The sequence below is a fragment of the Paludibaculum fermentans genome (assembly GCF_015277775.1).
Taxonomy (GTDB): domain Bacteria; phylum Acidobacteriota; class Terriglobia; order Bryobacterales; family Bryobacteraceae; genus Paludibaculum; species Paludibaculum fermentans.
The window spans coordinates 3,941,362-3,960,474 of the sequence record NZ_CP063849.1; the positions used below are offsets into that span (position 1 = coordinate 3,941,362).

Annotated in this window: 16 protein-coding genes; 4 read left to right on the forward strand and 12 right to left on the reverse strand. The window is 61.5% G+C overall.

What is annotated here, in order from left to right; all coding sequences use genetic code 11:
• Positions 1–185: 185 nt before the first annotated feature.
• The 8 genes from IRI77_RS15425 to IRI77_RS15460 form a co-directional block, all read right to left on the reverse strand.
• Positions 186–665 carry a hypothetical protein gene (locus IRI77_RS15425; RefSeq protein ID WP_194452933.1) on the reverse strand — a complete coding sequence of 160 codons (480 nt, stop codon included), beginning with the start codon at positions 663–665 and terminating at the stop codon, positions 186–188.
• A gap of 722 nt (positions 666–1,387) precedes the next feature.
• Positions 1,388–1,765 carry a type II toxin-antitoxin system VapC family toxin gene (locus IRI77_RS15430; protein WP_194452934.1) on the reverse strand — a complete coding sequence of 126 codons (378 nt, stop codon included), beginning with the start codon at positions 1,763–1,765 and terminating at the stop codon, positions 1,388–1,390.
• The gene (locus IRI77_RS15435) at positions 1,762–2,019 is read right to left on the reverse strand and encodes a ribbon-helix-helix protein, CopG family (protein WP_194452935.1); all 258 of its coding nucleotides are present in this window, start codon (positions 2,017–2,019) and stop codon (positions 1,762–1,764) included. The genes IRI77_RS15430 and IRI77_RS15435 overlap by 4 nt, the downstream gene beginning before the upstream one ends.
• A 312-nt stretch (positions 2,020–2,331) precedes the next feature.
• Complete coding sequence (locus IRI77_RS15440; RefSeq protein ID WP_194452936.1) at positions 2,332–3,942, reverse strand: restriction endonuclease; 1,611 nt, start codon at positions 3,940–3,942, stop codon at positions 2,332–2,334.
• A 56-nt stretch (positions 3,943–3,998) separates the two neighbouring features.
• Entirely contained in the window at positions 3,999–5,051 is a 1,053-nt protein-coding gene (locus IRI77_RS15445; RefSeq protein WP_194452937.1) for a TIR domain-containing protein, read from the reverse strand.
• A 69-nt stretch (positions 5,052–5,120) separates the two neighbouring features.
• Positions 5,121–6,149 carry a hypothetical protein gene (locus IRI77_RS15450; RefSeq protein WP_194452938.1) on the reverse strand — a complete coding sequence of 343 codons (1,029 nt, stop codon included), beginning with the start codon at positions 6,147–6,149 and terminating at the stop codon, positions 5,121–5,123.
• 206 nt (positions 6,150–6,355) lie between these two features.
• Positions 6,356–6,985 carry a hypothetical protein gene (locus IRI77_RS15455; protein WP_194452939.1) on the reverse strand — a complete coding sequence of 210 codons (630 nt, stop codon included), beginning with the start codon at positions 6,983–6,985 and terminating at the stop codon, positions 6,356–6,358.
• Positions 6,986–7,207: 222 nt separating this feature from the next.
• A complete protein-coding gene (locus IRI77_RS15460; RefSeq protein ID WP_194452940.1) occupies positions 7,208–8,233 on the reverse strand; it encodes a DUF4365 domain-containing protein in 1,026 nt (341 codons plus the stop codon).
• Between the two features lie 713 nt (positions 8,234–8,946).
• Between IRI77_RS15460 and IRI77_RS15465 the strand changes: the two genes are divergently transcribed.
• Both IRI77_RS15465 and IRI77_RS15470 read left to right on the forward strand, forming a co-directional pair.
• Positions 8,947–9,810, forward strand: a complete 864-nt coding sequence (locus IRI77_RS15465; RefSeq protein ID WP_194452941.1) for a hypothetical protein — start codon at positions 8,947–8,949, stop codon at positions 9,808–9,810.
• A gap of 517 nt (positions 9,811–10,327) precedes the next feature.
• Positions 10,328–10,612 carry a hypothetical protein gene (locus IRI77_RS15470; RefSeq protein ID WP_194452942.1) on the forward strand — a complete coding sequence of 95 codons (285 nt, stop codon included), beginning with the start codon at positions 10,328–10,330 and terminating at the stop codon, positions 10,610–10,612.
• Between the two features lie 1,372 nt (positions 10,613–11,984).
• Here IRI77_RS15470 and IRI77_RS15475 read toward each other — a convergent pair.
• The 3 genes from IRI77_RS15475 to IRI77_RS15485 form a co-directional block, all read right to left on the reverse strand.
• Entirely contained in the window at positions 11,985–12,647 is a 663-nt protein-coding gene (locus IRI77_RS15475; protein WP_194452943.1) for a hypothetical protein, read from the reverse strand.
• Between the two features lie 33 nt (positions 12,648–12,680).
• Complete coding sequence (locus tag IRI77_RS15480) at positions 12,681–13,490, reverse strand: terminase large subunit domain-containing protein (RefSeq protein ID WP_194452944.1); 810 nt, start codon at positions 13,488–13,490, stop codon at positions 12,681–12,683.
• A gap of 489 nt (positions 13,491–13,979) precedes the next feature.
• Entirely contained in the window at positions 13,980–15,026 is a 1,047-nt protein-coding gene (locus IRI77_RS15485) for a M91 family zinc metallopeptidase (RefSeq protein ID WP_194452945.1), read from the reverse strand.
• A 701-nt stretch (positions 15,027–15,727) separates the two neighbouring features.
• Here IRI77_RS15485 and IRI77_RS15490 point away from each other — a divergent pair.
• Positions 15,728–16,705, forward strand: coding sequence for a VWA domain-containing protein (locus IRI77_RS15490; RefSeq protein ID WP_194452946.1), 978 nt, complete (start codon positions 15,728–15,730; stop codon positions 16,703–16,705).
• Positions 16,706–16,865: 160 nt separating this feature from the next.
• Positions 16,866–17,504 carry a 16S rRNA (guanine(527)-N(7))-methyltransferase RsmG gene (gene rsmG, locus IRI77_RS15495; RefSeq protein WP_194452947.1) on the forward strand — a complete coding sequence of 213 codons (639 nt, stop codon included), beginning with the start codon at positions 16,866–16,868 and terminating at the stop codon, positions 17,502–17,504.
• 171 nt (positions 17,505–17,675) lie between these two features.
• Here rsmG and IRI77_RS15500 read toward each other — a convergent pair whose 3' ends face one another.
• Entirely contained in the window at positions 17,676–19,076 is a 1,401-nt protein-coding gene (locus IRI77_RS15500; protein WP_194452948.1) for a hypothetical protein, read from the reverse strand.
• Positions 19,077–19,113 lie beyond the last annotated feature (37 nt).

Here is a 19,113-nt window from a genome sequence, read left to right on the forward strand (position 1 = left end):
AGGCTCGGGTGCGGCAGCCGTTGGCGGAGACGGCGGCTTTGCCGGCGGCGGTACGGGGTCCGGTGGACTTGCGGGCATTGGCTCGGTTGGCAGCGAGGCGTTTTTCCGAAATTGTTTCCAGGGGCATGAGCGGAGCCTTTCTATCGAAGTTCCTGCGCGCGTCGGGGTTTGTGAGGAATTGCCGGTCAATTCGGGTGAAGCCGCTGAACGAGGCGGAGTTCGGCGGCGAGGACGCGGTGGCGGCGCCAGTAGCGCTCCTCGAGCTTGAGGGCTTCCTGGAGCGATTTGCGCTGAATGGGATCCATTGTGAGCCAGCCCTGCAAGGCGTGGATGCCGGGGTTGGCTTTGGGCACGAGCTCATTTGTGTTGTCCCATTGGCGTTGGATCTGGAGCGTGAGGGCATTCGCTTCGAAGGAGGCGTAGCGTTCGGCGCGCCAGATGCAGTCGGCCATGCGGTCGGCGAGGATGTGCTGATAGACGGTGGTGGGTTTGTACTGTTCGTGGACGGCGGCACGAAGCTTTTTGTAGTATTCCTTGCGTTCGCAGAAGGTGAGCGCCCCGGTGGCTCTGGGGCCGGTCAGGATGCCGTCCTCCGCGACGGTGGTGTTGCGCAAGATGCGGTCGGCATCGGTGATAGTGAAGTTTGAATCCTCGTAGATGTTCACGACGAATATTCCTCTATAACCAGCTTAGAGAGGGGTCTCCAAGTCTTACGGGTCCGAAAATCCATAACTGATTGAATCCGTTGAGCGAGATTTTTTTCGAAGTGTGGTGATGAACTTTTCGCAATGTGCGGAAAGGGGGGAGATCCGGGAGTAGGCGAGGCGTGTTTTGGTGGCGGATGGCCTCATCTGCCTTGGGGGACACCTCAATCCGGCCAATGAGGGACACCAAAAAAGCGGCCAACGAAGTTGGCCTTCCAGAGGAGAGTGCGTGGCAAGACGTGGCGCCGAGAATGCCTAGCTTCGGACGTTGGGGACTCTGTCCCCAAACCCCTGGGATTTAACGCTTTAGGCGAGAATGGCGTCGCCTACCGCCCGCTGCTGCCGGAGATTCGCCACTACGTTCGGAAGTGCCCAATAATATAGAGGTTGCGCATTGGCCGGATTTGAGGTGTCCCTCGTTGGCCGGATTCATAGTGTCCCCCGAGGTCATCTGGAACAGCGACGGGGCCTTTCGCTGGGTGATGCCGCCGGGTTCGGGTGGGTCGAACTTTGGGAGCCGGTTGGACAGGATTACCGGTACTGTCGCGGAAGAGGGTGCGCTTGCAACGGAGGGGACCGTCCGCTGTGGGAGGCTGGTGCCCCTGCGGCTGTCTCCTCGCGTCGGGGGCGCGAAATCTCGTGTCGTAAGACTCGCGGGACATCTGCCGCGAACTAACGCCAACTCAGTCGAAGAAGGTGAGGTCCTTCATCGGGTAGTGTTTGCGATTGCGAGTCCAGAGAACGGCGTGTCTTGCCAGAGCACAGGCGGCAATCAGCGCATCGCCGAGCTCCACAGCATGGCTCTTTCGATATAGGCGCAGGAAGTCTCCCGCGTGACGTCCGATGGAGGAATCCACCGGTACGCAGACCAGGGCTTCGAACAGCGATTCAAGGGTGTCGGCCTCGCCTGGCCGCACGCCCGCCCAGAGTTCAGCCACGCTGACGGCGGAGTAGAGAACCAGAGCATCCGAATCGCTTAACGCCATCCATTGAGAGACGACGGACGCGTTTCTGCCCCGGGCGACCTCGATCAGGATGTCGGAATCGACGAGAACCGTCATTCCGTTTCGAGCCGGTCCAGACGCGACCCGCGCCGCAGGTTCCGGATCTCCTCAGTAGCGCTGGCTGCATGGGCCAAAGCCTTGCGGCTGCCTACGAAAGACTGCATGGCCAATCTTCGCTGTTCCCGGCTACCGAGGTACTTTTCGCGCACGGCTTGGCGGACCAGTTCCGAGACGGTTGTTTTCTCATTGCTGGCGCGCGCGTGGAGGGCGCTCCAGAGTTGATCGTCGAGGTAGAGCTGAGTTCTCCTCATGATGTATAGTATACATCGCCGCGGCGGGAGAGTCTTGGCTGAAGGAGACAGGCAGCGCCTGATCGCCATTCGGGCGACAAATGGCTCCTTTGGAGTGCTCCTGCAAAGCGCCTGCCTGCCGAGAATTCGAGTATCTTCCGTGGATGCCCGGCCGGCCTCAGCGAAGATGGCCAGCGTGAGATCCCCATTCTCTTGCCGCGCAACCGCTCCACAGGACCGCCCTCTCCTCAGGAGTTGCGCACCCATTTGCCACGGATCAGATCATTTCCTGCTACCTGGGACCGCTTGACCAGGGTCATCGCCCGGAACGGATTACGCGTCATCTTCGGGGAAGATGATGCAGGCCTTAATGCCAGCTTTCTCCTCGAGATAGTAGAGCAGCCCGGATCCATCAATCAATTCGATTGGCTTCCCCTTGATGAACTCATAAGCATCGACACCATAGTGGCTGGTTGCCACGAGGATTCCCTTGTTTGCCCCCTCATGGCTCATCGTTCCGAACAGATCACGCACAGCGGAAACTCCCACAGTGTTTCGATACCGTTTTGCTTGGATCACGACTTTGCCACCCACCAGGGGCCGAGTGTCAAACGCGACTACATCGACGCCACCGTCGCGGGAGGATCGTGTTTGCTTGCTATCAAGCCCCATTTTGGAGAAGAGGTTTCCGACCAGTTGCTCGAACTCGAAGGGTGTAAGGTCCATGAGGTTCGGGCGGGATTCGAGATCCGCGAGCACGTCTGTGCCTTCGACAAACCTCCGGTCCACCATGTCGAACTCGATCAGTGGTTTCACCGGGCGGAGGTCCGCAGCTTGCGGCGACACTTGCGCTCCAAGGTTGCGAAGGCATGCCCGCTTGTCGATCCTGGCGAGATCTATCTCTTCGAAGTTCTCTTTCGTGGCTCGAACGGAGATCAGGTACGGAGTTATGTCCTTGCCAGTGGAAGGATCGACGGCTTGAACAAAGCCGTTGAATACGACAATCGAGAGGTGACCGCCCTGGTCTGCTTCGAATACCTCATGAATCGTGCGCAGGGTAACAGCGGCAATCACATCCTGGTAGATTTCCTTCACTTCGGCGGTCTTGCGCGGCTTCTCCTCGATCGAGTCCTTGGTCTTCATGTAACGGTACTCCGCAACCGGCGGAATCACACTGAGGGCGGGCAACTCGTAATCGATCACCAACTGCTTGCATTCAGGGTCATAGGCCAAGCGGAACCGTTGCGGGAACCCCTCCGGATAGGAGGAGCGCTCCAAGACCATGGAACAATAGGTTCTGACCGCGCTAGATTCGCCCGAATCGTAGGCCCGAATCAAGGCGTCGACCTCAGAGTTGCGTTGGCGGATCCCGGCAAGCCGCTTCGCGTTCTTCTGCTCATGTTCGATCGCTAACCTGGCTATCGTTGCCTTTCGTTCTTCCTCCGCGGCGATCCGCTGCCGTGTAGCCTCATCGAACCGGGATTCCGCTTCCCGCAACTCAAGCTCATACCGCTGGTGCCGCGACAGAAACCGTTCCAGGAATGTAACCGGGCGGACCCGGAGCATAAAATCCTCCCGCTTCGGGAGGGATTTGCCTTCAAGCAGTTCTGGGGGAGGGGCGAATGGAACAGTCTTCTCAGTAGTTCGTAGGGACGAAAAATCGAGCGTGTCGTCGACTTCGAGCGTATCCTCAAGGATCGTTCGAAGGGCGCAGACCAAGTCTTCGACTTCGCCGGACTTCTCTTCGGCCTCGGCTGCGCGATCCAGCGCATACTGCTGGCGCTCGACTTTGTCGAGTTGCGCACTGAGCCGCAGCTGTTCACGTTGGTAGCGAAGTTGTTCCCGTGCTTGCCGCTGACGGGTTGCCTCGGCGATCCGTTGCTGACGTGCGGATTCTCTTGCGACTTGCCCCAATGCGGCCAAAAAACCACTTCTGCGCGCCATTATCTCCTCCGACCGAGAGAATAATCATATCCTTGGTGCCAGTTGCTATCTTCGATTTAAGCATCTGGCGGCTCGTCCGCCGCATCGAAATTCCCCGCCGTGTGCCAATCCGTTCGGTGCTCCGTTTTCACCCCGCATCCTGCGGTCCTCAGACGGTCCGCAAGGCCCTGTCGCCTGCGGAGCTCGTTCGAAATATACAGTACGTTCCGCCCGACGACATCGCTGAATGGGCGGGTTCGCCCGAGAAGCACCAGTATCGTCCTTTCAGGATACTTACCAAAGGCCATCCCCGCCTCAAAGATCACATTGGGCCGAGCCTGCGGGGTCGACTCTCTTTCTTCCGGGGAATCGTGGGGCTCAATATACCGCGTGCCGAGCCGGGCCACGTCATCGCCAGTAATGAGGACGACGACAGCTTGGGCGGCTGCAAATGCGTGATCGAGCACTTCGCCTGTATATGGCGATCCTTGGCCGGTCAGAGCGAGAGCTTCGCCCCACTCCATCGGTTCCAATCCTATCGCCCGCAAGAACGTGAACATCGCATCGCGGGCGATGAGGTTGCGTCCATGAACAACCCACACCTTGCCCTTGTCTCTGGCTTCCATCTTTACCATGCTTTCTTCTTTGCTGACGGCTTGAAGCGCGTGTTCGCATTTGAGCATTTCGATCTCTCTTCGGGCGTGCGCCTTGAGCGTGGTGGCGTCCAATTCACTTTTCGGGCGAAGGGCATCGACAGCAACATGAAAGCCGAGACGGCTGAGGTGTTGAGGAATGGAGGCAAGTACGCGGTCGATCGTTGAGTAAGCTGAGTCCCGAAGGCGATTGAACTCTTCTTCAGAACCCAATTCCGGCACAGATTGCAAAGTGGCGCGCCGGAGTTCCATCTGTTTGTCCAAGATTCGCTTCGCCCGATCCTGATGGATTGCTGCAATTCGCCCGGCGAACTGTCCGGATTGCAGTGTACCCCGGGCCGCAGCGGCTCTCACGGCCTGCTGCTCATCACGCCGAGATTCCTCGTTGATCGCTTCCGTTGCCTTCGACCAAGCGAGTTTTTCGAGTTCCCGCGCGTGGGTCACCCTGTGTGCGTCGCTTCTGTTCGTCGAAACCATTTTCCGATTATCTCAGAAGGCCATTCGGCCTCGATGCCCCCGTCCTGGGTTTCTTAGATAGTAGTCTGCTTAATCATTGCGACTCTTGAATCTCGTCTGTGAGTTGAGTCTATCTGCCACAATCAGAACACGTTCGTCCTTGATCACGCCTCGCAAGCGGGTTGCCGCATAGAGCGGCCACCACTGCAATGTCGTCGGGTCGAATCGATATACAAGCTTCTCAGGTCCGAATGGGCGGAGGGCGATGAGAAGGGAATGCGCACTAGAAGCGGCCTCGTCAATCTTCGCGGCAGCTGTCCGCAACACGACACGATCTCGTGATGGCACAATGAGTTCCACTCGACAGCCCCCTTCCACGCATTCGAATTCAAAAAGAGCTTCCTTTTCTAATCGGCTGAACGCTCCGAATACCTTGTCCCTGAGCCATGAGGAAAGCGCGAAAGCCGTGTCTGCGGCGTGATCACCAAGCCGTTCAGAAACTTTCTTTGCGAACGGACTGCTTGCGAGCAGCCACAGTGAGGTCGACAGGGCAAGAATCGCAATTGAGTCAGCGCTCTTCCTGCGAGCGACTCCTGGGCGCGCAGCAACCTCGACTGGCCTTTCTTGCAGGAGTTCGTCGATCATTGATTTCGGAATCTCGTGAGAATTGTAGACAAGTGTAATTGTTCCATCGCGGCTTTTGTCGATGGGATCTGATGAGCTTAGTCCGGTTGGGCACTTCTCGGGAATGCATCCAAGGGATGTAAAGGTGGGGTAAGTAGATTGGTCGTAGAAACCAAATACACCAGCGACGAAGTATAACTGTCGTTCCGGCGCATAAAAAGTTCTTGCGGTCAATACGCGACCGAGCGGCATAATTAGCGGATTGTGTTCATGCATGACCCAAAGTGATTGCCGTTGGATTGTCTCAGCCATGTCAGTTAAGCACTCGGGACTGAAGCGCTCATTCTGAAGATCAATTCCGCTTGTAGCAAGTACAGCACCTTGAACTGCGACAAACGTTTCATCCGGAAAGCGCTTGTATTGATCGAAGGTTGTAGCGGTGTCCGCTATGAATTGGCCGGCCTCTGGGGTCTCGTCTATCAGAGTTGTACTCATGCTGCTGGGGAGTTTAGCATGATGGGCGCCCTCGTTCAGCCATCCAGATTGCTGCCTCTGCCAGTAGAGGCCGATCCAGGAATTGCCTCAGCGACGCAATCGTTGAGTATCGGCTGAGAATGCTGGTTCACAGGAAGCAGTCGTCCATTTGAACCAGCCATCAAAGTTGAGCCTAAACCGAAGACGTCCTGTTCGCAGGCGTCACACTATGTCAGTTCTGACGGAGCCTTTCCCTGGACTGGATCCAAGAACACAAATAGGTTGTTACTTGCATCGTAGGTTACCAGAATAGTTCGCGCGACCCGGCGGGCAGCGCCGAGGCGGGCTTCGGATGCCGGATCAAGGTTGCCAGAGTAGTACTTCTGAAGAAAATCAAAGAAGAGAGCGATGGCTGTATTGTAATCGAGTGCGGACATCTCGTCTGGGAACAATAACTTGAAATGTAGGCCTGGGCCGGCCTCTGCGAGAAGTGAGATCCCCAGTGAATACTTGGCTGCTTCGAGAGGGATTTTCCCAGCCGTGCCAACAGCAGTTATCTTGATGAGTCGTTTCTTCCCGAAGAATACGGGCCAAAGCGAGGCAAGGCCCAGCTGGAGAGCCGAATAATGGTTCTTGCCTGCTTCTTTTAGAAACCCATCGAAATATGATTTGCCGACCCAAATAAAAAGCGCAGTCGGTATTAGCCAATGGATGCCAGCGTAAGGACCAGATGGGGGGCGAGGTTCTATGGAAATGGAGAGTCCTGACGCCTCGACGCTATCAATCAATGGCTGAATGTAAGCCATAGAGAGGGGGGGCTGGTAGCTGACGAGGAGGTCCGGTGGTGTCTGCTTCATGACTCATCGCCTCTGACAGATGCTCATATCTTCCCTCATTCCGGCATCATAGCAGGGTCATGAGCGTTTAAGCCTGTGAACGCCGGTCTGACTCCGGAACCATTTCCCGCCTTCTGAGGCTTCGATGACCTCAATCCAATTCATCAGGGGATCTGGATGGCCTGACGTGTGTCCGCTCGAAGGAATCTGAACAGCATAGACCTGCTGCCCGTGACACTCCTTCTAATAGAGGGACAGACGTTCCGTGGATTCCTGAAGAGAGACGGCGATGTCCTGGAACCACTCGTGTTCACGGAGTTCGGGGTACTGGCTAACGAGTAGATCGAATTGCTGTTGTTGATCCTGGGCATGCGTGAGAGCGAGGGTCGCGGCCCTGACGGCTTGGGTGTGGTCTTGATCTTTGAGGAGCAGTGGGATGGCGATATGGATTTTGTCGACGATGGATGGGTCCTCATAGAGGAGGACGTCGAGGCACTCCCCGAGCGTTCCAGGGCCATAGTCACGGTGGTCAACGGCACGGATCATGTGGACGAGCTCTTCGGGCGACCACCGGAATGAAGGTAGGAGCTGTTTTTGGATGTCCGGCGCGATCCAGTTTTCCTTGGTCCAGAAGATGTTTGGGTGCGAGCCCACGTGGGACAAGAGCCAGATTGTGCGTCGAAGTGGTTCCGGCTGGAGGTCCATGATGAATCGACGGAGGATTAGTAGGTACTTGGGCTCTGACCGGCTGAGCGCCCATGCATCGTAAACCGCGCCGGTCTGAAACGGGTCGAGGGCAAGGAGGTTCAGGACGAGATCGCTCGTCCCGCGCGGTCCATATGCGCGTACCGAACCCGTGAACGTTCCATGGAGAGAAAGCTCATCGAGGATTCGCCCGGCTGAGACGGGCACGCTCCCGGTAATCTGCTCAGGGTGCGCACGCAAATAGCCGGTTAGGTCCACCCAGCGAAGTTTGTTATCGACGGGGTCGTGCACGATGCCGAAGACCGGGACCGTGGATCGTCGCCACAGCTCAGTGTGGTCGGCCAACGGTATCAGGTACTCTCCATTCTTTTTCCGGTATGACGCGCCCGCCTTGATCTGGAGCGCGACGCACAACGGCGTAATACCAGCCTTGTCCACAAGGTCAACATAGGCGTCCTTCCCGATATCCTGCTGCTGGTCGACCTCCTGAAACCGGCAACCGTGGTGCTCGAAGAACGAGCGAACAGAATTGACACCATCTCTACTCGTGATCCGCGACCGCATAACTCATTCTCGCGCGCTCCGCACCGAGCAGCACGAAATCGGCGAGGTGCGTGCTGATGGGCTCGGGGGAGTCGCCGATGAAACGGCGTGGTAAGCGCTTCCCAATAGCTTGTCGTTGGTCGGAGCAGTTAGAAAATGCTCCTGCACACGCGCGTTTTTTGCTATAACACTTGGGGAAGGAATACAGTCGTGTGGTACATGTATGGTGCCGTTCGGGAAGAGATTCTGCTGAACCTTGCGCTCATGCATTGGTTGAGTATTGTCGTGGTAATCGCGTTGTTTGCGGGTGTTGCGTTCTGTGAGGCCCGAACGACGGTCCTGAGTGTGCTTTTGTCGCTCTTGGGCATTGCCTGGGCGGCCGCGACGCTTCGGTTCGATTTTCTGATCCACCGACAAGGAGCGTACCTTCGGCAACTTGAATCTGCTCATGTACAGCAAGGCGCATCGATGATGTGGGAAACGTGGAAGCAAGAGCATCGATCACAGAACCTTGCGCTCCCCATTCTCGACCTGCTAGCTGCGCTCCCCATCGTTGCGGCAACTGCGTACCTAGCCTGTCGATCCGCAAGGCTGTACCTCACGAAATGCAGCATCCCCGGCGCACGAGCGTACCCGTGGGTTGTCATGATCCTGCAAATGACTTTGCTTGCTCTACTCGCTATCATCCCAGTAATCGCCGGACGGTGACCCCGCGGACAGAACTAGTCGACCCCATGAGCACACTCCAGCCCCTTAGCCAGGACCAATTGGCGACGTTCCGGAAGGACTTCCAAGACAAGGAAGGAGAGATCAATAAATACATCAGCGTCTACCTCAGTGCTCTTGCTGTAGTCACCGGGTGGATTATTGGGCCAACCAGCAAGAGCGCGATTACCTTGCTCGTTGGGAACAACGCATACAACCTTGTGTTCTGGTTTGCGATCGTCTTCATAAATATCGTATTCAGCACTTTCCTCGCGTACAAAGGACTCATTATCCACGACATCATGCAGTTCGTCACGTACAACTCACCACTTGGTGACGGGCTCCTTGCTTGGGAGTCGTGGCGTCGCAGCACTCAAAGCTCGACAGTACGCGTCAGGACCATGTATACGATCACGATCGCGGCTATTCCCTCCGTGGTCGCCGTCATCCTCATGGTCGTCTTGTTCTGGTTCCTGGTGCAGTCTCCACAGCAACTGATCACTTGGGCAAAGAGCGCTGACGGTAGTGGGAACTATGATCTCAGTCAGGTGACCCACGCGCGTATCCTAGGATGGTGCTTCTGGCTGCTCTTGCTCGCCCTACACGCCGTACCACTGCGGATGTTCATTGAGAGCGCCGGTCCGACGCAACAACGTTGGCAGGAAATCCTCGCGCTAAGACCGGACATCCCGCGATTCGAAAAGCTATGCCCGCATCCATTCGCACCCTCTGTTTTGCAGGCAATGGCCACAGAGCACACCCCTGCAACACAACGTGAATCAATTCCCGAGGGAGCCGCCCCATTGCCGCCCATGCCCACCCCCTTGCCGGCCGAACCTGAGCCACCAAACGCGGCCACACACACCTCTCCCGAGACGACACCCGAAAGGTGACAGGACTACGCAGCTTTTCAGACATGCCCCGATGGCGACTGTTCGCGCACAGTGAACTTACTGTCCGACTTTTGCGATCGGGAGAGAAATCGGACGCTGCGCTCTGGGCGATTCGACCACTTTGTGCGGGCGGGTGGACGAGCACTGCCGGACGGCTGAGTCGGTTTGTCGGCGGCAGGGGCTAGACTCGGGTGATGGACGAGCTAGCCGGTCGATCCCGCGCGGCCGATACCCGGCTCGCGGTGTATGGAAGTTGGCTCCGGGGCGGGTGAATCATGGCCAGATTTCGGCTCTGGGAAGGGCTTGGCGGCGGGGTACGGTCTGGGGCTTTTTGCGGCCCTCGGGCTTAGGCGCGGCATTGGGGTTTCCGGATTTGATGGTGGATGCGGCGGGGCGTGCGGTCGGGGTAGAGGTGTTCGAGTCAGCGGAGTTGCCGGGGCACTGGACGCACCTTCCGCGGATCCTATCACCGTGGGATTTTGTACTTGCGCCCGCGTTATCCTGTGAATTCAAAACTATGGATGTCGGCTCCAATCCTTCTGTCATCGTGCTGATCGTTCTGGTCGCGTTCCTGGCGATCTTTGGCCCGCCCGCCTGGTGGTACACGCGCGGGCGCAGGCCGGGCGAGCGACGGGAAAAGAGATGGGGCGCCATTCTGCTCGGCATCCTGATGATCGTCTCGATCAGCTACGTCCAGCCATCCGTGCGCGGCGATTGGTTCGGCTGGAGTGCCAACATGGCGCGCGTGGTGGGCGGAGTGTGGTTGCTGGCGTGGGGGGCGAAGGGGGCTCGCGTGGCGTGATGGCCAGTGAAGCCGGTATCGTCTGGATCGAGGGCCGGGTTCCCAGAGGTTAGCCTGATGGAGAAACCAAGTACATCGCGTTCAGGTTTTGGAATGCTCTCCGTGTCACTGGCTGTTGCCGCAACTGGCGTTCATTTTTGGGCCGGGTGGGCAGACGCAGGCCATCTCGTCCTTCGTCCGGTTGGGCACATTGCCATTCTCGCTGCGATGGCTTGGCTTGTGGCGATGGTCGTGGCTCTTCTCGTCGCAGCCTTCAGCCGTCGAGGCAGAACCCAGGCATTGGGCGCCTTGGCGGGTTGCGCTCTTGGTATGTTGATGCTCCTGAGTGCCTGATGGCGCACATTTCTTGATGCCGTTCTTCCCGGTGGAGCCCTGAGAGCATGATCCGGCCGAGTTTGAGCCCGGCGGGCTTACTCCACGAGAGTTCTGCTAATTGCATCACGTGACGCTGTCCACCTTCGGCCGGTCCTGGGAGCCCATGAGGTGTCCATTGAAGACTCGTGCGTATCCGCGGCGCGCTCCATTGATGACGCGCGGGTAGCCCGTCGCTGCGCTCTGGGACTGGGAATGCGTGGGCGGCTTCCTTCGCTTGGCGGCCCGTGGGGCCATGCGGGGACTCCGTTGAGGACGCGTGTGTAGCCCGTCGCTGCGGTACGGGGCGGGTGGACGAGTGTGTTGCGCTTCCGAGATTGGACTTGGCGCCTGGCCGCACGCTGCTGGGATGGTTTGGGTTGGTCTTCGGGCGGTTGCTGGGTTGGGGCGGGCCCCCGCCTTCGCCTGCGGCTCCGACGGGGGTAATGCTGGGGGTGGCGGTTCGGGTTGATGCGGGTTTGTGATGCTGGGTGGTCGACCCAGGGGACGGACCAGGCGAGGAGGCGCGGGGGCGCGGCCCGCGCTATCGATGACTCGCGGGTAGCCCGTCGCTGCGGTGCGGGGTGGGTGGACGCGTGTGTTGCGCTTCCGAGATTGGACTTGGTGCCTGGCCGCACGTTGCTGGGATGGTTTGGGTTGGTCTTCGGGTGGTTGCTGGGTTGGGGCGGGCCCCCGCCTTCGCCTGCGGCTCCGACGGGGGTAATGCTGGGGGTGGCGGTTCGGGTTGATGCGGGTTTGTGATGTTGGGTGGTCAACCCAGGGGACGGACCGGGAGAGGAGGCGCGAGGGCGCGGCTTGCTCAATCAATGACGCGCGGGTAGCCCGTCGCTGCGCTCCGGGACTGGTGGTGGGTGGGCGGGCTTTCGAATTTTTTGTTGGGGCGTTTCGTTGGGGTGCCCGCTCATTGACATTCGCGGCTCCATGCGCGGGGTCCCGCACGCTGCTGGGCAGGGCCGGCGGTCTGCCGCCTGCCCTGCCTCTTTTGCAGTTACACCGGCTGCTACACCGGCAGCCTCGGTTTCGGTCCCCCCAGGTGCACGGGCAGCGCTACCGACCGCTCGCCTACCACTGGTTGCGGACGGGCCGACCACACGGCCAGCGCCAAGGCGAACGCCATGTCGTCCGGCGTCCGGCTTTTGGGATCCCCCAACGCCCGCAGCTCCTGCTTCAACTCGCGCAGTAGCCGCAGCCCCGAGGGGATGCGCAGCCCGCCCGTCTCCAACACGACCCGCAGGTTCTGCAGCAGCATCGAGCGCGGCACACTCGCCGCATGCGGCAACTGCCCCACGGACTCTCCGCCCGTGATCACCACCGGCTTCAGCCGCGCCGGCAATTGCGCCAGTTGCAGAAGCTCCACCACCGGCAGGCCCACGCCCGTCGCATCGACCACCAGATGCACCGGACCGCGCCGCGCCAGGCCCTCCAGATAGCGCTCCAGATAGCCCGGCAGCTCCGCATACGGAGTCTCCAGCGGCAACCGCTGCAGGTTCCGCAGCACCAGCACCGTCTCCATCACATGCGTGTAATACACATAGTCGAACTTACCCGTCGGCCGCGTCACATCCTCCACCAGCGCCAGCGCCGTCGGATTCCGCCGCAACCCCAGGTCCAGTCCCAGATGGAACACCGAACCCGCTTTCTGCCTGCTTGCTGTCATCAACATCTCTCGTTCCTTCCGCCCGGCCCAGCCGGCCGGCTAGCCGGCCAGTGGCGTCTCATACAGAGGCTCCTCGTCGTCCGTCACCGCGCCCTCCACCAGGTGCCCGGGGATCATCTGCAGGTCGCTGGGCAGAAACTCGCACAGATACTCCTGCGCGTACATCCGCTCGCCCAGCGCCACGCGTTCCTGCGCCAGCACCTCCGGCCGGAACCGCTCGCACTCCGCCGCCGAGACCTTGAACCGCGCCCAGCCCGCCTCCTCGTCGTGCCAGGCGTCGTGGAAGAACCCGCTCTGCCCGTGCGGCGTCGAGATCAGCCACAACAATCCATCCGACAGCACCCGCATGGGCCGCGTCGCCGTGTAAACGCTGTCCTCGATCAGCGCTGCCTCGTCCAGAATCAGGAACCCCACGTTGTCGAACCCGCGGATCGTCCCCTCCTGGCCCGGCAGCCCGATGATCGACGACCCGTTCGGGAGCTTCACCGAAGCCGCCTCCCGCGGATCCCGCACCACCGGACCCTTCAGGAACCGCTGCACCTTCTCCAGGAACAGCCCGCTCTGCCGCTGCGACGGCGCGACACACAGCACCGTCGTGCCCGGATGATGCTCAGCGAAGTGCAGCGCCCGCAGCGCCGTCACCGTCGACTTGCCCCACTGCCGCGAACAACACAGCAGCACGCGCCGCGCGTCGGTATCCAGAACCTCCTGCTGGCGGGCATCCGCCTCAAAGCCAAACTCCGCCCGCGCCCACGCCGAGGGCGTCTTCACCAGTGCCGGTCCACGCCGCACCCGCTTCAACTGCTCCATCACACTCCGAGCCATGCTCTCCACACTGGAAGCAAACATATGAATGCTCCTCACCTTTCCGGCCGCACTTCGCAGCCGCCAAGAGCATTACCCCAGGCAATTGAATTCCAGCCCCACGTTTCCCCCAAGCCATTGATAACAAACAGAAGATATTCTCTGAATTGCGGAACTGCCGGGGAGCGCACCCCGCAAAACCGCCCGAAACCGGGCTCCGGAGGGCGTGCGGCGGCCGGAATCCCGGGCTTTGGAGCGGACTTTGGTCGAGTGCGCGACGGGCGCGGAGGAGGGGAACGGCGGGTGAGGGAAGCGGAGGGGAACGGCTGCGAGGGGACGAAAGAGAGGTCGAGCGGGCAGAGCTACGCGTGGGTCCAGGATGATCTAGTACTACTTCAGGGCCAATCCAGCCTGGGCTGCCCGGGCGATGGCCGGGTGGCACCCCGTGAGTTCCACTACGAGCGATCCACCCAGGTTGTGCCGGCCAGGCCCATCCGTTGCGAACTCCGCGCGGATGGGCCCGGCCGTCGGCGTTTAAAACATGGTCCCTTTGTAGCCCTTGCTACTCACCTGGCCGTGCATCGTCTGCATCAGCTCAGAGGAGTGCCGGTTGTTGGCGTACTCTTTGCGCTGCTTCAGGCCAAGGTCGGCCCGGAAGGAGTTCTCGGTCATCCGCCAGTTGGTGAACGGCCCGATGCCCGAGGTCATCGCCTCTTCCTCCCAGCCCCCAGCCACCACGCGGCGGCCGGCCATCATGCGCCAGGCGTGGACCAGTTCGTGCGCCAGAATGACGGCGTCCAGGGTCTTGGTCGTTTCCGTCTTGCCCCGCAGCAGCTTCTTCTCGGCCTCAATGTCGTTGCGGAAATCGTACTCGAAGGTCTTCTGGTTCATCACGCGGATCTGCGCGTCGGTCCCGGCTCCTGGCATCGCATAGTCGTAGAGCAGGAAACACAGCGGGTAGTACACCGAGTCCGGCATGTACTTGATGCCGCAGATCATGTCGTCAAATTCGGTCGGCGAAATGTTCAGCTTCGCGGCCAGTTCCTGCTCCGGACGGCGGAACCGCGAGTGCGTGATCCTCGGCTCCAGACTCATCCCCAGGTGGGCCCGGTTCAGCATCGCCCTCATGATCGGCGCAGTCTCCGACTTCTTCGTCGCCTGCCCCAGTTGCTGCATCTGCAGCTTGATCTGCGCCTTCTTGTCGGTGCGGTCGTCCTTGGCGTCCAGGCCTCTCCACGCCGACTCGCTGCCTTTCAGCGCCAGCTCGATGTTGTGGTGCGCCGGCCGGAACGGCTTGATCGCGGCCGCGGTCCCGTTGGCCGTCGTGTTGGGATCCATCTTGGCCGCGTTGTCCTGATAGTCGTCGCCGACGTGAATCTTCACGCGCTTCCCCGTCACTTGCAGGCTCTGGAACAGCATGCGGCCTGTCTTCGTCTTCCTCAGCATCTCCAGCAGGACGACGATCCGGTCGCGGAACGGAACGAACTCCTCCATCGTCAGGACTTTGCCCGTCGTGAGTGCGCTGCCTTGCCATCCAGTAATCAGGATCGACTGGCAGGGAATGTACGTGGATTCAATCATTTTCTGCTTCTCCTCGATAATTCGACCGGATCTCTGCCCCGCCTGCTCGAGCCGCCCAACTGCGCCGGCGCCCGGACGTCCATGCGGGATCTCCGCCCACCTGGGCGGCTTCCCCAAACCTGGCATCGGATTGCCCAGGGCGAGCCGGTTGGCTGGGGAACACGCGCTGCGCGGTTCCGCCGGCCTCGTTATGCCCTGCTCTCTTCTCTCTTCAGACGCGGACTGGGTGATTGCACAACGACGATCCTCGCCTCCGGGTTCGCTCCCAGGTCAGCGTCGATGGCGATCCGCACCGCTGCCGTGGCCGGTAATTCTCCACGACACGCGCGGACTGCGGGCATTCTCCGAGTTGCCCCAGCCACCGGCTCGTCCCCCGGACGGGCGCCGGATGCCCTTGTTTTTCTGTCTTCCTCCCAGCACCGCTGCCATGCCCACTCTTCCACCCTCGATGTGACCTGTCCCCCCGACGCTGGGTTACACCGATTGCCAGTTCAGATTCCAAATAGTATACACAAGGGTGCAAGAACGAGACACCCTTGCTTACGTGACTCTTCGCCCAGTGGTACTACAGCGGGCGCGCGCGTTGCATCTTTCGTCTCATCGGGTACTGTTTGGTCAAGTTTCCAGCGGGCCAGAGCCACCTTCCGGCTACCCCCGGGAACCCAATCGCCCCTGCCCGCATCTGGTACTACGGACCCTTTGTGACCCGAACCATCGCCCCATCCTCGCGGACCCTGACTCGCCGGGCCTGGCTCGCGGCCGCCGGACTGGCCGGAGCCTGCCTGGCCAGCGCCCAGCCGCCCGAGCCGTCGGACGACCAGCCGATCTTCTCCTCCAACGTCCGCGTGGTCAGCCTGCTGGCCACGGTCGCCACGAAGAAGGGCGAGATCGTCCGCGACCTCACCAAGGACGACTTCACGCTGCTGGAGGACGGCCGGCCCCAGTCCATCCGCTACTTCTCGCGCGAGACCGACCTGCCGCTCACGCTGGGTCTGCTCATCGACACCTCGATGAGCCAGGAGAAGGTGCTCGACAAGGAACGCGGAGCCTCGTTCCGCTTCATCGACCAGGTGCTGCGCGACACCAAGGACCAGTTCTTCATCCTGCAGTTCGACATGGGCGTCTATGTCCGGCAGAAGCTGACGGCCTCCCGCAAGGAGCTCGACGAGGCGCTCAACTATGTCGACACGCCCACGCGCCGAGAGCTGAACATGCCCAGCGGAGCCGGCACCCGCCTGTATGACGCGGTGGTCGTCTCCAGCCGCGACGTCATGAAGGACCGGCACGACCGCAAGGCGATCATCATTATGTCCGACGGGGTGGACACCGGCAGCCAGGCCACCTTTGCCGAGTCGCTGGAGGTGGCCCAGCGCAACGACACCCTGATCTACTCCATCTACTTCTCCGACTCTGGAGCCTACTTCGGAGGAGCCCCGGATGGCCGCGGAGTCCTGGAACGCCTGGCCCGCGAAACGGGAGGCGGCTTCTTCGAAGTGACCAGGAAGCGGCCCATTGAGCAGATCTTCGCGACGATCCAGGACGAGTTGAGAAGCCAGTACAGCCTGGGGTTCGTGAGTGATGTGCCGGTGACAGTTCACGGTTTCCGCAAGCTCCAGCTCACGGCCAAGACGAAGGGCCTGCAGGTGCAGGCACGGGACCGCTACTGGGCCGCGCGCTAGCGGGGACGTTATCCCACCGGGGACGTTTATCCCCTGTCCCGAAACGCACGAGATCCGCACTGCCCGGAGGGCCGCCAGGTGGACAGGGCGGAAACGTCCCCCCACCGAAAAGGCCCCAGCAACCCCTGCCCGGTCCCATCCCGGAATGCGAAGATAGACTGTGCAGTTCGAGGACGAATTACAGCAGGTACTCCCGCCCGGCCTCCCCAACCGGGAGGAGCTCATCATCAAGGGCGCAGCCCATCTCCGCCTCATCGTGGAGACGAACGAACAGTTCAACCTGACACGCATCACCACGCCGCGCGAAGCCGCCATCAAGCACGTGCTCGACTCGATTCTGCCGTGGCGCCTGTTCGAAAAGGCCGGCCTGGTGCTGGACGCGGGGACCGGACCCGGCTTCCCCGGCCTGCCCCTGGCGATCGTCCTGCCCCATGTCCGCTGGGTCCTGGCCGAGTCCACCCAGAAGAAGGCGGCCTTCGTGGAAGCAGCCGCCCAGGCCCTGGGCATCGGGAACGTGGAGGTGATGCCGCTGCGCGCCGAGGACGTCCTCAAGAAGGCCCGCATGGACCTGATCACGGCCCGGGCGGTGGCGCCGCTCACCAAGGCCGCCGCGCTGTTCGGGCCGGCCGTTCGGCAGGGTACGCGCGCGCTGCTGTATAAGGGGCCCGACGCCGAACTGGAGATCGCCGAAGCCCTTCCGGAGGCCCGCAAGCGCCGTCTGCTGATGAAGGTGGTGGAGCGGTTCGAGCTGCCGGAGAATCTGGGCGTCCGCTGTATCGTCGAGCTGACCCAGGGGTAGCCGGGCGCCGCTCTCCACGGTGCGAACCGCGACCGGCAGGGCGCGGGCCACTGGCTTCCCTGGTTGGTGGCACTGGCTGGTTGGTTGATTGCTTGGGGCGTTTTGGGGGCTCCTCCGCTCCCTCACGGTCGCGGCTCAAGGCGCGTGGGTCGTGTTGCCTCGTCGGCGGAGTCAGCGCTTTAGCGCTATTACCGTGTGCCGGGCTTGCACGGTGAACGCCACGCCGCGGTCCAGGCCGGTGGCCTTCCACGTCACGTCCGGAGCCCGGGGGATCGAGGCTACCGACACCGTGGCTGAACTCGTCTCCGGCAGAGCCGCCCGCACCCACGCGGGCACCACGAACCGCCCCGCCTCCGGAGCCGCCACACAGAGCGCCATCACCATGGCCCGGTTCTGCGCATCCGAAGCGGTCACCGCCACCAGCGCCAGGCGGTCCGGCCCGATTCCTGTCCACGACAGGCTCAACGGAGCCGCCCCCAGCACGCTGTCTCCGGCCGGCAGCACGGCCGGGAAGCCCGGCGTCATCGTCAGCACAAACGACAGGCCCGCCACCGCCTTGCCGCCCATCGACTGCACCAGCAACCGCCCGCCCTCCAGGAACGGCCCGTTCGGCAGCGGATCCAGCGTCCGCGTATAGAAGCCCGGCGACCGCAGGGCCAGCGCCCGCGCCTGCGGCCCGTTCGCAATGGTGATGCGGGCACCCGCATCCAGTCCCTCCCCAGGCACGCGGCCTGTCATCTGCGCCAGGATCGACCCGCGCGGATCGAAGCCCTCATCCGCCCGGTAGAGCCCGCAACTGCCCGGAAGCAGCGATGGCCAGCTCGCCTCCTCACCGCGCACGGTGAACAGCGCCGCGCCCTCATCCGTCGCCCGGGCTCCCTGATATGACCGCGACAGCACGATGAGCCCTGTCCGGCCGGGCCGCCCGAGTGCGCTTGTCCAAGCATCCGCTGGACACGGCTGCCCCTTCTCGCTGACGGCCATCGCAATCGTATTGCCCGGAACGCCGTCGGCGCCCACCGCCGTGACCGGCACGCCGCAGCCCAACGGGACAGAGGCCGGAACACGCGCCCGCACTTCGTCGGTCCCATCGCCGCGGGAGCGCCGGACCACCGCCACGCGCACCCCGCCCATCCACAACTCGACAGCCGGTGCTCCGGTCGCAACCAGTGAAAGCAACCCGCCGCGCTCCACCGCGGCCTTCTTCGCCGGCTCATACAAGCCTGGAGACGCCGCCCCGATCACTACGGACACCGGCTTGCTCTTCCGGCCATCCACGGTGACGCTGAGCGGCACAACACCGGGCTTCAGGCGGAACGGCAGCGCGACCTCCAACTCCTCCGGAGCGCTGCGCAACATCGGAGCCACCTGCCCGCCCACCTCGACGCGCACGCTGCCGGGACTCAAGCGCAAGCCGCCGATCACCGCGCGGCTACCAGGGTGCAAACCGGAACCAGGCAATCCCGGCGCGATCCGGCTGGCGCCGTTGCGCACGGCATCCGCCGTCACCACAGGGGGTTGCTGCGCGAGGAGCGAGGTGCCGGCCAGAATCCAGAGGCAGTGTCTCAACATGCTGATGGGTCTCTAAACAGGCTACGATGTTCCACAG

Excerpts from the sequence above, each read along its gene's own strand:
- IRI77_RS15470 (WP_194452942.1), top strand. The coding sequence starts at position 10,328 with ATGGATGTCGGCTCCAATCCTTCTGTCATCGTGCTGATCGTTCTGGTC.
- IRI77_RS15500 (WP_194452948.1), bottom strand. The coding sequence starts at position 19,076 with ATGTTGAGACACTGCCTCTGGATTCTGGCCGGCACCTCGCTCCTCGCG.
- IRI77_RS15485 (WP_194452945.1), bottom strand. The coding sequence starts at position 15,026 with ATGATTGAATCCACGTACATTCCCTGCCAGTCGATCCTGATTACTGGA.
- IRI77_RS15435 (WP_194452935.1), bottom strand. The coding sequence starts at position 2,019 with ATGAGGAGAACTCAGCTCTACCTCGACGATCAACTCTGGAGCGCCCTC.
- IRI77_RS15475 (WP_194452943.1), bottom strand. The coding sequence starts at position 12,647 with ATGTTGATGACAGCAAGCAGGCAGAAAGCGGGTTCGGTGTTCCATCTG.
- IRI77_RS15450 (WP_194452938.1), bottom strand. The coding sequence starts at position 6,149 with ATGAGTACAACTCTGATAGACGAGACCCCAGAGGCCGGCCAATTCATA.
- IRI77_RS15460 (WP_194452940.1), bottom strand. The coding sequence starts at position 8,233 with ATGCGGTCGCGGATCACGAGTAGAGATGGTGTCAATTCTGTTCGCTCG.
- IRI77_RS15465 (WP_194452941.1), top strand. The coding sequence starts at position 8,947 with ATGAGCACACTCCAGCCCCTTAGCCAGGACCAATTGGCGACGTTCCGG.
- IRI77_RS15445 (WP_194452937.1), bottom strand. The coding sequence starts at position 5,051 with ATGGTTTCGACGAACAGAAGCGACGCACACAGGGTGACCCACGCGCGG.
- IRI77_RS15430 (WP_194452934.1), bottom strand. The coding sequence starts at position 1,765 with ATGACGGTTCTCGTCGATTCCGACATCCTGATCGAGGTCGCCCGGGGC.
- IRI77_RS15455 (WP_194452939.1), bottom strand. The coding sequence starts at position 6,985 with ATGAAGCAGACACCACCGGACCTCCTCGTCAGCTACCAGCCCCCCCTC.
- IRI77_RS15440 (WP_194452936.1), bottom strand. The coding sequence starts at position 3,942 with ATGGCGCGCAGAAGTGGTTTTTTGGCCGCATTGGGGCAAGTCGCAAGA.
- IRI77_RS15480 (WP_194452944.1), bottom strand. The coding sequence starts at position 13,490 with ATGTTTGCTTCCAGTGTGGAGAGCATGGCTCGGAGTGTGATGGAGCAG.